General features: G+C 63.3%; 15 protein-coding genes. 6 read left to right on the top strand and 9 right to left on the bottom strand.

The window, feature by feature from the left end:
• Positions 1-11: 11 nt before the first annotated feature.
• Complete coding sequence (gene arsN2 / locus ABIA73_RS01965; protein ID WP_301863674.1) at positions 12-416, bottom strand: arsenic resistance N-acetyltransferase ArsN2; 405 nt, start codon at positions 414-416, stop codon at positions 12-14.
• Positions 417-495: 79 nt separating this feature from the next.
• On the bottom strand, positions 496-1,188 hold the full coding sequence (locus ABIA73_RS01960) for a hypothetical protein (RefSeq protein WP_354275349.1): 693 nt from the start codon (positions 1,186-1,188) through the stop codon (positions 496-498).
• Between the two features lie 96 nt (positions 1,189-1,284).
• Between ABIA73_RS01960 and ABIA73_RS01955 the strand changes: the two genes are divergently transcribed.
• A complete protein-coding gene (locus ABIA73_RS01955) occupies positions 1,285-1,563 on the top strand; it encodes a hypothetical protein (RefSeq protein ID WP_033832140.1) in 279 nt (92 codons plus the stop codon).
• A gap of 79 nt (positions 1,564-1,642) precedes the next feature.
• Here the strand turns inward: ABIA73_RS01955 and ABIA73_RS01950 are convergent, their stop codons facing one another.
• Entirely contained in the window at positions 1,643-1,990 is a 348-nt protein-coding gene (locus ABIA73_RS01950; protein WP_263928844.1) for an RcnB family protein, read from the bottom strand.
• 336 nt (positions 1,991-2,326) lie between these two features.
• On the bottom strand, positions 2,327-2,872 hold the full coding sequence (locus ABIA73_RS01945; protein WP_059064348.1) for an NADPH-dependent FMN reductase: 546 nt from the start codon (positions 2,870-2,872) through the stop codon (positions 2,327-2,329).
• Between the two features lie 124 nt (positions 2,873-2,996).
• On the opposite strand from ABIA73_RS01945, the gene ABIA73_RS01940 reads away from it, so the two are divergent.
• The 4 genes from ABIA73_RS01940 to ABIA73_RS01925 all read left to right on the top strand — a co-directional run bounded on the left by ABIA73_RS01940 (position 2,997) and on the right by ABIA73_RS01925 (position 7,125).
• The gene (locus ABIA73_RS01940; protein WP_059064349.1) at positions 2,997-3,692 is read left to right on the top strand and encodes a response regulator transcription factor; all 696 of its coding nucleotides are present in this window, start codon (positions 2,997-2,999) and stop codon (positions 3,690-3,692) included.
• A 9-nt stretch (positions 3,693-3,701) separates the two neighbouring features.
• Entirely contained in the window at positions 3,702-4,958 is a 1,257-nt protein-coding gene (locus ABIA73_RS01935; protein ID WP_354275348.1) for a sensor histidine kinase, read from the top strand.
• 60 nt (positions 4,959-5,018) lie between these two features.
• On the top strand, positions 5,019-5,411 hold the full coding sequence (locus tag ABIA73_RS01930; protein WP_354275347.1) for a diacylglycerol kinase: 393 nt from the start codon (positions 5,019-5,021) through the stop codon (positions 5,409-5,411).
• A 112-nt stretch (positions 5,412-5,523) separates the two neighbouring features.
• A complete protein-coding gene (locus ABIA73_RS01925) occupies positions 5,524-7,125 on the top strand; it encodes a phosphoethanolamine transferase (protein WP_354275346.1) in 1,602 nt (533 codons plus the stop codon).
• 12 nt (positions 7,126-7,137) lie between these two features.
• Here the strand turns inward: ABIA73_RS01925 and ABIA73_RS01920 are convergent, their stop codons facing one another.
• Both ABIA73_RS01920 and ABIA73_RS01915 read right to left on the bottom strand, forming a co-directional pair.
• Positions 7,138-8,325: a serine hydrolase domain-containing protein gene (locus ABIA73_RS01920; RefSeq protein ID WP_354275345.1), complete on the bottom strand. Its 1,188-nt coding sequence runs from the start codon at positions 8,323-8,325 to the stop codon at positions 7,138-7,140.
• Positions 8,326-8,404: 79 nt separating this feature from the next.
• Positions 8,405-9,265 carry a LytTR family DNA-binding domain-containing protein gene (locus ABIA73_RS01915; RefSeq protein WP_088099977.1) on the bottom strand — a complete coding sequence of 287 codons (861 nt, stop codon included), beginning with the start codon at positions 9,263-9,265 and terminating at the stop codon, positions 8,405-8,407.
• Between the two features lie 175 nt (positions 9,266-9,440).
• Between ABIA73_RS01915 and ABIA73_RS01910 the strand changes: the two genes are divergently transcribed.
• On the top strand, positions 9,441-10,613 hold the full coding sequence (locus tag ABIA73_RS01910) for an acyltransferase family protein (protein ID WP_354275344.1): 1,173 nt from the start codon (positions 9,441-9,443) through the stop codon (positions 10,611-10,613).
• Positions 10,614-10,705: 92 nt separating this feature from the next.
• Here ABIA73_RS01910 and ABIA73_RS01905 read toward each other — a convergent pair whose 3' ends face one another.
• From ABIA73_RS01905 to ABIA73_RS01895, 3 genes are all read right to left on the bottom strand, one after another.
• Complete coding sequence (locus ABIA73_RS01905) at positions 10,706-11,083, bottom strand: putative quinol monooxygenase (protein ID WP_354275343.1); 378 nt, start codon at positions 11,081-11,083, stop codon at positions 10,706-10,708.
• 68 nt (positions 11,084-11,151) lie between these two features.
• Complete coding sequence (locus ABIA73_RS01900; RefSeq protein ID WP_099842500.1) at positions 11,152-11,820, bottom strand: carboxymuconolactone decarboxylase family protein; 669 nt, start codon at positions 11,818-11,820, stop codon at positions 11,152-11,154.
• A gap of 37 nt (positions 11,821-11,857) precedes the next feature.
• Positions 11,858-12,343, bottom strand: a complete 486-nt coding sequence (locus tag ABIA73_RS01895) for a cyclophilin-like fold protein (protein ID WP_218787518.1) — start codon at positions 12,341-12,343, stop codon at positions 11,858-11,860.
• Position 12,344: the final 1 nt, after the last annotated feature.

The following is a 12,344-nucleotide window of genomic DNA, read 5'->3' as shown; positions in this document are numbered from 1 at the left end:
TCCCGGCCGGCCTACAGCCGACGCATCATCAGCTGGGCGGAGCCTGGGCACAGCTCACTGAACTGCGTCGACGCAGCGATGAATCCCGGTGCTGCATCACGCGCGACGCGCTCATAGCCAAGCCGCTCGAAGAACGGTGCTGCTGTGGTCGTGAGAAGGAACACGGTCCTGCCACCCGCCGCCTTGGCATGCCGCTCCAACTCCTCCACCAGTTGCCGCCCCAGGCCCCTGCCCTGCGACATCGGCTGGATCGCCAACGAGCGCAGGAGCACGACGTCGCGGCTCGATTCATAGCCCACGCAACCGAGCAGCTCTCCGTTCAACGACGCTGCCAGAAAGGTGATCGGCCTGCCTGCACGCAGATCCTCCGTAGGCAGGCCGCTGGTCTCCAGCAGGGCCAGCACGTCGGCAGACAACGCTGTCTCCATCACTCGCATGCGGCAGCAGCCTCTTCATTCCGGTCCGGCGACATGCAGCGGAGGCGCGGGCTTATCGTCATATCTGCGCCGCATGGCCGCGCTCCTGGATACGGTCGAACTGATTGCGTGGAGTGAACTGCGGGTCGTCCGCTCCGTCCAGCATTAACTCGACCATTGCATCGAAGGTCGCAGCGGTTTCGCCGGCCTGCGCCGGCGTCATGAAGCCCGAATCGCCCTTGCCGGCGAGGTGGACCGCGGCAACCGTCTCCCGCTCACCGTCCTCGGCCCATAGGTAGTCGTGCACCAGTGCCACGCCGTGCTCGCCAGGCTCAAGGAAATCGGCGGCGCCCCGCGCCATCGCCAGGAACACGACCAGATCATAGAGGTTCTCGGAATACGTCAGTGACCCTGCAACGAAGTACGCCCCGGCCCGATCGTAGGCCGCAACCTTGATGTTCTCCGCCTGCGCCGATTCCAGCAGGGCGGCCAACGCGGCGCGATTGTCCGCATGCCGGGCCAGCATTGCAGTGCAATCGGAGAGGAATTCACCCAGCTCCACATCACTGGACGCAGCCAGATCGACGCCGCCGGGCAGGCGCCACCGGCCGGCGATGGATCGCCAGTCATTCCACCTCGATGCTGCAGGCACCGGGGCCGCCAACCAGCGTGCAAGACGCTCGCGCGGCAGCTGCAGCCTGAGCAGGGCCGAATAGGGTTCGGACATGGCTCGCGCCCATTCTCTGATCTTCGACAGCTTGGCTTGTACCAAACAACATCAGCCAAGCCAACTGCCGCTAGCGGGCACGTGCTGTTAACGCTCCCGCATTATGCTGACCGCCTCATTGGACTTCCGCGAGGTGCACCCTTGACCAAGCTGCATACCCTGATGATCGCCGGCTGCCTGTCTGCCTTCAGCCCCTTGGCCCTGGCTGAAACCGTGAACCTGACCAACAGCGCCGACGGTGCCAACCGCGAGGCCGGCATTGCCGCGGTCAAGAAAAAACTCCACGACGCGTGTACCGATCGCAAGGGCTCGCCCGACGCAGCGTCGTTCGAAGTGGTCTTTGAGAAGACCAGCGACAACCCGAACGTACCCAAGCCGTATTACGTGGACGGCAAGATGAAGTGCGAGTTGCCGGGGTGAGAGCGCGATGTCACCGGCGGCCGTGCCGCCATTACCCCCGCGGCGGCTGCGCGCCGCCCGGGGGCCCGTGCCGGAATCCCTAGCGACGCAAGGCGTCGATGATCACGCCGGTGGCGATCTCCACCAGCAGGTATTCCGTATCCGACTGCCGCACCCACCGCTGACCGCGGCCGGGATCGCGCAGACGGTAATGCGCGTAGTCGTCCACCCAGTAGCGGCGGTCAACCTCGGCCCAGGGCAAGCGATCGCCGCGGCGCCATGCCTTTTTCTGCCAGCCCGGCGGCGGTGCGTCGCGGTTGTGGGGGCCGCCTGCGTGGGGCGGCGGTCCGTTGCCACGTGCATGGTGCGGCGGATCGGCCCAGGCAGGGGTAGCCACCAGGGTGATTGCAGCGCCCAGGGCAATGCCAAGCAAATGTCCGGTTTTCATGGGAATGCTCCCGGTCCAGCCGCGGTATGCGGCGTTGTGACCCGGAATATAGGGCAGCGCCTGTGAATGAATCCGTGAGCCCGACCGGACCCGATGGGCGTCCGCAAACCCGCATTCAGCAATGCGGCGCCCTCACCCTCATTGCCGGCGACATGTACAGCGTCTGCAGGCGCTGGGGGCCCAATGGCCAGCTGTGGACGCTGCCGCAGTTCGTGGACGCTGCAGGCTATTCCCATCTGCATCCCTGTGACCCGCTGACGCCGCAAGCGCATGGCCGGAACTTGCGGACGCACGGTGCGTGTCCGGAACGCCCTTGTCAGCAGGCCGCGCTATCGATCATGCGCGATCACCCTGCGGTCGGCCGCAGTAGCGGGCGAATTCCTGAAGAAAGGCCTCTGCCGGCGCGCGATTGACCGGTTGTCTTACAGCACTGGCAATGGCCTCCGGCTCCATCTTCATGAAAGGAAAGCGCAGGAACAGTTCCTCGTTGAAGCGGGAACTGATGGTCGACAGCACAAGCCGGAGAGACGCCAGCATGTCATCGCCGCGATGGGAGGCGTGCACCAGGGCGATGGGTTTTGCAACCACAAGGTCGCCCGATACCAGCCAATCCATGGCGTTCTTCAGGCCGCCGGGAATGCCTCTTGCGTACTCAGGGCTTGAAATCAGGATGCCATCGCTGGCTTCAATGCATTGCTTGAAGCGCACGACGCTGTCATGCAAGGGCAGATCTTCAAGGTCGGGAGAGAAAACGGGAAGTCCGCCGAGATCGGCGCAGGTCGTCAGCGCGATATCCGGCGGCGCGATTTCTTCCAGCGCCCTCAGCAATGCGGTGTTGGTGGACAGCCGGCGTGCACTACCGGATATGGCAAGGATCTTCATCCTGGCACGCTATCACAGGCGCCTGTCGCCGTGCCCCGGCGATGGCCTGCAGCACCTCCCCGCACTTGGCAAACCACAGGTGATCGTCCAAAGTCCGCTGCTCATGCACGGATGCACGTAGCCCATGACACGACTGCTCATCATTGAAGACAACCCCGAGCTGGTTGCCAACCTTTACGCGTTCTTCGAGCCACTGGGCTACGTACTTGACGATGCACGGGATGGTGCCAGCGGCCTGCGCAGGGCAACGCAGCATGATTACGATGCCATCCTGCTGGACCTGATGCTGCCCCGCCTTGATGGCATGGCGCTGTGCCAGACACTCCGCGAGAAGTTCCAGAACCCGGTGCCGATCCTGATGCTGACCGCCCGTGATCCGGTGGAAGACCGCGTGCAGGGGCTCGCGCTGGGTGCGGATGATTACCTGGTCAAGCCCTTTTCCCTGAAGGAGCTGGACGCGCGCATCAAGGCGCTGGTCCGCCGTGCCCAGGGCCGGCAGGTGCAGAGCGTGCTGGCGTGGGCGGACCTTCGGGTCGACACCCGTTCGCCACAGGCATGGCGCCAGGGCCAGGCCCTCAACCTGACACCGACCACGCACAAGCTGCTGATGTGCCTGATGCGGGCCGCGCCGGCGGTGGTGCGCAAGCAGGAGATGGAGTACCTGATATGGGGCGACGAGCCGCCGGAGAGCGGCGCACTACGTACGCATATCCATGAGCTGCGCCTTCAGGTGGACAGGCCGTTCGACCCTGCACTCATTGCTACCGTGCACAGTGTCGGCTGGCGCCTGGGCACGCCGGCGCCAGCACTCGCGGAATAGTCGCCACCCATGAATGCCCGCTCGCTGAAGTCCCTCTATCGAAGCTTGACCCTGAGAACGCGCATCACCGTTGCGTTCGTGTTGCTGATGGCCGGTGCCATGGGCTTCATCGTACTGGTCGAACTGGTGGACTATGACGAAGTAAGGGCCTCCGTGGTTTCGATGAGCCAGGACCGGGAGGTCCGCAGGCTGCAGGTGGCCTTGGCCCAAGGCGTGCAACCGGACCTGCCGAAAGGCAGCCAGCTGTTTGATCCGCATACGGTTCCGCAGGTGCTGCGCCGGTACGGGCTGGGTTACCACGGTGAAGCCGCACCGAACGAATGGCACCTTCGGGTCTTCGAAAGCAACGGACAGCGCTACTACCTGCTGCAGCACGGTGATCACTACGCCTACCTCGAGCACCTGATCAACGCCTTTGCTGCGCTGGTGATCCTGACCTGCGTGCTCTGTGCGTTCTGGATTGGTCGCCGGACGTCGGCCCACGTCATCGCGCCCATTACGCGCCTGGCTGATGCCGTGCAGAACAAGCACAAGCCCTTTCCCTTCCAGGACGCGCGCGACGAGATCGGCGTTCTGGCGCGCGCCTTTGCCCAGCACAGCGACGAACTTGAGCAGTTCCTGCAGCGTGAACAGTGCTTCGCCGGCGACGCCAGCCATGAACTGCGCACACCACTGGCGATCATCGGTGGCGCCGCCGAAACGCTGCTGCACCAGTTGCCGGCCGACAGCCGGCTGCTGGCCAGTGCCGAGCGCATTGTGCGGACCACGCAGGAAATGCAGCGCCAGCTGACCTGCCTGCTGCTGCTTTCCCGCGACCCCAGGACGGTGCCACGCAGCAACCTCCTGCTGCGACCGGTGATCGAGGAATGCATGGCGCGATGCGTGCCGTGGCTGGCAGGAAAGCCGGTGCGCCTCATCCTTGATGCGGCGCAGGACGAGCAGCTGCTGACCAATGACGTGCTGGCACAGAGCGTGATCTGGAACCTGCTGCGTAATGCGTGCCAGTACACGGAGGAAGGCGAGGTACGGGTGGAACTGCGTGGCACCACGCTGCGGGTTGCCGATACCGGCCCGGGACTGCCGTCCAGCATCGACGCGCAGCAGTTCCAGCGCTTCGTGACCAGCGCCCGGCAGAGTGGCGAAGGTCTGGGCCTGTCCATCGTGCAGCGCGTGGTCGAGCATCTTGGCTGGCAGATGACGGTCGATACCTCGGTGCAAGGCTGCTGCTTCACCCTGCAGATGCGCCCAGCCGCAGCCGATACCTGACAGCTTCCTGACATTGCCCCTTCCACCCTTGCCGGATCTCTTCATGAAGGCAGGTACGAAATGCAGCCAGGGCAACCCAAGGGCAACGGCAAGTACGCGCACGGCAAGACCGGGCTGCGCCGCATCCTGCATACCGTGATCCATTCCCGCGACGGCTTCGTCGCGACATTCAAGGGTGAGGCCGCGTTCCGGCAGCTGCTGTTGCTGCATGGCGCGCTGGCAACCGTCGCGCTCCTGCTGGACGTCAACCGCAGCGAGCGCGCCCTGATGCTGATGGTCTGCTTCATCAGCCTGCTGGTGGAGCTGCTCAACTCGGCCATCGAAGCGGTGGTGGATCGCATCTCTCTGGAACACCATCCACTTTCCAAGAACGCCAAGGACATGGGCAGCGCCGCACAGAGCACGGCCCTGCTGATGGTCGGTACGGTGTGGGCCGTGGTCCTGTCGGGATGAGCAACGAACCTGACAACTTCCTGATGAACGCGTCCAGATACTGCGCGCACTTCTGGCTCAGCGGATTCTGCACGTGCGTTCATGCTTCAGGTCTGTCCCGCAACATCCGATCATGCTTGTCTGGTGCACGGCATTGTTCTTCACCACGCTGGGAAACATCGCTCTTTGGAAGACGCTCTGGTCTCTCATCGATATCCATGATCTGCGCAGCGCTTTGTTCTTCTGCAGCCTTCCGGTGCTTCTGCTGTGCCTGTTCAATCTGCTGTTCACGCCCATCGGCATGCTTCCCTATGTGCGCAAACCGGTGCTGGCGTTGCTGGTTGTCGTCAGCGCTGCGTGCACCTACTTCATGCTGCATTACAACGTACTGATCGACCGCGACATGGTGCAGAACGCACTGGAGACCAACCAAGCTGAAATGACCTCCTACCTGTCGCTGCCGTTGCTGTTGACGGTGCTTTTGCTGGGCGCGCTGCCCACATGTGTTCTGCTGATCATGCGCAGTGGAAACAGCGGGCGTCCTTTGCGGACGGCGCTGGTGTGGTTGGGGAACGTGCTGGCGACGCTGATGGTGCTGGCAGCGGTAAGCCTGGCGTTCTATAAGGAGTACTCGTCCCTGCTCCGCAACAACCGCTACATCCGCGAGCAGGTGCTGCCGATGAACGTCCTTCGTCACACCTATGGCTACCTCCGGAGCAGCTACAGCGCCAAGGCACAGCCGCTGCGCACGATCGGCGAAGACGCCACGCGCGCGCCCGGCGAGCGCCCGCGCCTGGTCATCCTGGTGGCCGGCGAGACGGCACGTGCAAAGAACTTCCAGCTCAACGGCTATCCGCGCCCAACCAACCCGCAGCTGTCACGCAAGGACGGCGTCATCAGCTTCCGGGACGTTGCATCCTGCGGCACATCAACGGCGGTGTCACTGCCGTGCATGTTCTCGCAGATGCCGCGGTCGCGGTACGAGGGCGTCGCTGCGGCATCGGAGGAGAACGTGCTGGACGTCCTGCAGCGCACCGGCGCCAGCGTGCTCTGGCGCGACAACAACAACGGTGGCTGCAAGGGCGTGTGCAACCGCGTTCCCACCGAGGACATGCCGCCGCTGAAGGTGCCTGGGTTGTGCGTGAACAAGGACGGCACCTGCCATGACGAGATCCTGCTGCACCAGCTGGACACGCGCATCGCGGCCATGCAGGGTGATGGTCTGATCGTGCTGCACCAGCTGGGCAGCCATGGCCCCACCTACTTTGAACGCTATCCCGCCGACTCCAGGGCATTCAGCCCTACCTGCGACAGCAACCAGATACAGAAGTGCAGCAACGAAGCGCTGACCAACACCTACGACAATACGCTGGTCTATACCGACCGGCTGCTGGGCAAGGCCATCGACCTGCTGCAGACCTATTCGGAGCAGCGTGACGTTGCACTGATCTATGTCTCCGATCACGGCGAGTCGCTTGGCGAGCGCGGCCTGTATCTGCACGGAACGCCCTACTTCATTGCGCCACGCGAGCAGACCCAGGTGCCGATGGTGATGTGGTTCTCCCCGGGCTTTGCTACCCATGCCCGCCTTGATCTGGCCTGCCTGCGCCATGCCGCGGGCACCGGATCCTACAGCCACGACAATCTCTTCCACTCCCTGCTGGGACTGTTCGATATCAGCAGCGGTATCTACCAGCCGGGACTGGATGTGTTCGCGGGCTGCCGCATTCCCTAGCGTGCTGGCCAGTCACAGCGTCTCTGCCAATCGCAGTACATCCATGGGAAACGCGGCGTAATCGTCGAGCGGGGCGCTGTGGCTCTCCCGCCGTTGAATCTGCCTTACCGCCACCACGCCCTTGTCGGGAACAATGACCAGGTGCTGGCCGAGATAGCCGTTGGCGGCGTAGGCCGCTACCGGCCCTCGGTCGATGTCGAAGATGTCGCCGAGCTTCAGTCCACGCCCGGTGATTTCCGCAGCGTAGCGCTGTGGCCAGCTGGGTCCCAGCCGTTCGGCCAGGAAGCTGATCAGCGCTGACTTGCTGTCAAATACCTGGCCGTCGGCGGCCAGCAGCGCGTCCAGCATCACGGCATCCATGCTGCGAGCGCTCAGAAGCGTGGCCGCACCGGCCTTCAATCGGTAGTGCTCCCATGCGGGGATGCGCCACCACAACAGGCCGACGTCGGGGGAACGCGCGCTTTCGGCGGTCATCAACGCCACCGAGCGTTCGCTCAGCAACCGCTTGCCGTCCGGGGTGACGCCGCCGCCCAGCATCAATCGTCCGATCGCTGCAAGATCAACCGCCGACAACGACAGCCCGGCCATGCCCATGGGCGTCCCGGCCTGGTCCTTCATCCATGCATGGCCGGTGATGCCAAGCGGCTTGAACAACCGTTCGTCCAGGTAGACATCCAGTGGCTTGCCGGCAAGCCGCTGCACGATGTCCGGCAGAAGATTGGTCGCCTTGTTGTTGTAGGCGAAGGTGGTGCCTGGATCGCTGGACACCTCGGCCGCCAGCGCCAGCTTCACCAGATCCGGCGCGCCCTCCAGTTCCACCCCCGCGTTGGCCACGTTCTGCAGGCCGGAGGTGTGGTCCATCAACATCCGGATCGTGATGTCCCGCTTCCTGCCCTGGCGCCATTCCGGATACACCGTGCTGACCGGTTCGTCGATGGATGCGAGCTTGCCGTCATCGAGCAGCAGCCCGATGGCCAGGGCGACGACGGACTTGGTCGCCGACATCAGGTGGATGCGGTCTTCACCGGCTGCCGGCGCGATCTGCAGCAGCACCCCGCGCCCGCTTTCAATGTAGACCGCGTCGGAATGCGCGTTGCGGGCATTCCGCTCTATCGCTGCCAAGGCATCAGGCGTGTTGGCTGCGGCCGCAAACGGGCGTAGCGCCAGGAAGAACAGGCAGACAAGCAGAGGTGCTCTCATGGCAGGCTCCTTCAATGGACACAGAGATAATGACTACATTTGTAGTCAATCTGCAGTGCATGAAGTCATGCTTCATCCATCACCCTCCTCCCAGTGCCTGCCGCAGCGTTGGCAACTGGCGGCGGCTGCACGGCACCCGTGCACCATCGGCCATGTGCAGCAGGGCTTCACCGCCATCGGCAGGTTCGATCGAGCGCAGATGACGCCGGTTGATGAGCCAACTGCGGTGGCAGCGCAGGAAAACGGAAGGATCAAGGCGCTCCTCAAGTGCGGCCATCGTCATCCGCAGCGGATAGTCACATCCGCGCACCCGCAGGTTCACATAGTTGCCGGAGGCCTGGGCGTACTCCACCTCCTCGGTGGCCACCAGGAATTCCTTACCCAACTTGCGCACAAGGAAATTCTGGGGCCGTTGAACAGGCTCGACTGGCGGGCCATCTTCCGGCGCTGCCAACAGATGGGCTTCGCCTTGACGGCGGCGGCCGAACCAGCTCAGGAAATGCTCCAGCGCCACGAAGCTGAAGAAGACCCGCACGTCCTTCAGGTACTCATACAGCAGCCGTGACGCCCAGCTGGAGCCATCCACATACGTTGTACCAAGCCCTAGGTAGGTGACCTTGCGCACCGCCATCATGCCCAGCACATGCAGCAACGACCATCCCACGCTGGCCAGCAGGTACAGCGGCAGGCGCCGCTTCCAGGTGTCGATGTGCAGGGGCCAGCGCCTGCAGCCCCACCACAGCATCGGCAGGCAGGCCAGGATCACACCGACGCTGCTCAGCTCCCAGACCAGCGGCTCCCACAGCGCAAGTACATCGCCACGGCGCTGTGCGTCCATGACTTCCACCACGGCATTGGCCACGGCCACCACCAGCAGGATCCCTGCCCACATCAGCAGACGGGAGGCCAGGGGCAAGCGTGGGGAGGAAGGGACAGGCATGGGGTGGTGGCCACACAGAACGGCGCATAACGCGACAAGGTGGCAATTCTAGCCGCGCCATCCGTCCCACGAACCCCGCCATTGGTCACTTTCCGGCAACGGGCCATCCCTTCGCCGCTGGCCCTGCCGGCCACGTGCCGCACATTGGCCCGATCTTGCCTCCAGCAGAACCATCATGACGCGCCGCCACGATATCGATGCTCTTCGCATCATCGCCTTCGCCCTGCTGATCCTCTACCACACCGCCATGGCGTACGTGGGCGAATGGGGCTTTCATCTCAAGGGCAGCTTCACGACCGACGCACTTCAATGGCCCATGCGCCTGCTCAACGGCTGGCGCATGTCACTGTTGTTTCTGATTTCCGGAGTAGCCATTGCGCTGACACGAAACCGACTGCAACGCGGTCACTTCATTCTGAAGCGGACAGGGAGGCTGTTGCTGCCACTCGCCTTCGGCATGTTCGTGGTCGTGCCCATCCAACCGTACTGCGAGGGTGTGAGCAGAGGCATGGTCGCGCCCGGATTCTGGGAATTCCTGCTGCGCTACTGGCAGGTGCGCCCATGGCCGGAAGGCAGTTTCGCCGGTGATCGCTTCGGCATCACCTGGAACCATCTGTGGTACCTGGCCTATCTCTGGGTGTATACGACGATTCTGGCCATCGCCCTGCCGGTGCTGGATTCGGCGCCATTGCGATCGGCCAGCCGGCGGTTTGCCAACGCCCCGGGCTGGATGCTGACCGGGCTTCCGGCGCTGCTGTTGCTGCTGTGGCTGGTGTGGCTCGCCCCGTCCTACCCTGCCACCAACACCCTGGTGTACGATGTCCATCAACACGCCAAGTATGGGACGGTGTTCCTTGCCGGTTACCTGCTCGGCCGTGAGCCGCGCTTCTGGGAACGGGTCGAGGCGCTTCGCTGGGCAACACTGGCCACGGTACTGGGTGCTGTTGCGTGGTACCTGTTCCTGGAAGCGCTGGGGCGCTGGTTGCCTCCGGCATCGCCACTGCGCCAGTGGCCCGAACCTTTCTGGCGCCTGCAGTCGCAGTACTGCGAGGTGGTGTACTCGTGGGGAATGCTGCTGACCCTGCTCGGCTGGGGCAAGCACTGTCTGGATCGCCCCTTCCCTTGGCTGCCGTACTGCACGGAGGCCATCTATCCTTGGTATGTCCTGCATCAGAGCCTGATGATCGCCGTGTTGTTCTGGCTGAAGCCGATGCAGCTTGGGCCCTGGATGGAGCCGGCGCTGGTGCTGCTCGGCACGGTAGGCGGTTGCCTGCTGCTGCACGAACTGCTGATCCGACGTTCCCGCTGGCTGCGGCCCCTGTTTGGACTGAAATCGAGCGTGCGCTGAATGCCTGGTCGGGCCATGGCGAAAGCCGGATGGCCTTGAGGCATCGACTCAATGTTCCCGGGGAGTCTTTCGGTCCACCAGCCACCCGGCGGCTATTTGATCTTCAACTCCGGCAGAAGAGGATCAACATCAACCAGTTCCAGTGACTTGACCATGTGCAGCGTCCCGCTTTTGTACTTGAGGAAATGCGAGCTCTTCACATGCTGTTCGTAAGCCTGTCGGCTCGCATAGATTTCAAGGATTGTCAGCCGGGTCGGATCTTCCTTGTCAAAGACCGCATACAACGACAGCACGCCGGGCTCCAGCTGCATTGAAGCGCGAACCTCCTCAGCCAAGGCGTCTCGATAGGCGGGCAGATGGTCTGCATTGACGGTGATCTTCGAGAGCCTTGTCATCTGTACCTCCTGCGCTCCAACACTGAAGGGTCCTGCCAGCATGCTGATCAACGTGCCGATGATCATCTTTTTCATTCAATCCTCCAATTTTTCATTCAATCCTCCAATGCGCGAGCCATGCGACGGAATCTCCCGTCTGAACATCATTCGTGCCGAACGTCCAGCTGGCATTGAATACCGACACGAACACGCTCCGCGGCCTCCAGGCCGAAGCGCGCTTCGAGAACAGCAGCCAGCGCGTACAGCTGCTCTGGGCGCAGCCCTATGTTCATGCTGATGCCAATGTGAGACTGCAACTGCGGCTCCACCCCGGACATGGCAGCCAGCATGCTGACCGTGGCCAACTCGCGGATTTGCCAATCAAGGTTGTCGCGCTCGAAGATGTCGCCAAACAGATGCGTACGCAGGTACTCATTTGCCTGGGGTGCGAAATCGAACAAAGGCCCTGAGACCGGGCCGCCAGCCAGCCTGGTCTGATTGGCCGTGCCTGCGGCGAGCAGTGCGTCTCCTTTGGGGATCGGCCTGCCCGGCTCGCGGCCAGCTTCATCCTGGATGCCCCGCTGCCTGCGTGCCTGCGCCACCCTCATCAGTTCGCTCAACGCGTTCAGGCTCCGTGGGAAACCTGCATAGGCATAGACCTGCACGAGGATCTCGCGCACCACTGCCACGCTCAGCCCCGCGTCCAGACCTTGATTCAACGCCTGATCAAGGGCACTCATGTTGCCCGCCGCTGCGCAGGCGCTGATTGGAATGATGGCTTGCTGGTGGGCATCCAGCCCGGTGACAGAGAACCGGCTGTACTTGCTGTTCATAGCTGCTCCTTCGTGTGCAGGGGGCGTAGCCAGACGTCTACTCGAACTCGATCCGCGCTTCCACTGGTCCCTCCGCGCGAAGCGCCTGTAAGTCCCCCTGGATGCGGCCCAACCGCACCAAACCCTTCGAGTAACGGAACGGCCTGTGGAAGAGCGCCAGATTTCCCCACGGCGCGTAGAAGGCGATATCGCCGGCCACTGGCGTGAACCCATCCGGTTCGCCGGCGATGCTGAGACCGTACGGGAGCTGCGCGATCTTCTCCGTAGCTGCATGGTCCTCAAGCTGCAGCGTAATCGGCAACTGTGCGGCGAATTCGCGTGCAGGGACGCTGTCCTCCAGCGTGGCCGACAACGTCTGGCTGTTGATGATCAGTCGAACCTTCACTGAGGGCACCTCCGGGTTGGATGCGTTTTTCATGGGCGCGACGGTGTGATGCTTCTGCTCGGCAGAGCATGCGGACACCGCCGCGAAGGCAAGGCAAAGCGAAAGCAGCTGCCCAATGATCCTCGTCGCGCGCCTCATC

The organism is Stenotrophomonas sp. 2694 (genome assembly GCF_040548715.1).
GTDB classification, from domain to species: Bacteria; Pseudomonadota; Gammaproteobacteria; order Xanthomonadales; family Xanthomonadaceae; genus Stenotrophomonas; species Stenotrophomonas indicatrix.
The sequence above is the reverse complement of the archived record's forward strand: the minus strand, read 5'-3'. Positions and strand labels throughout refer to the sequence as shown.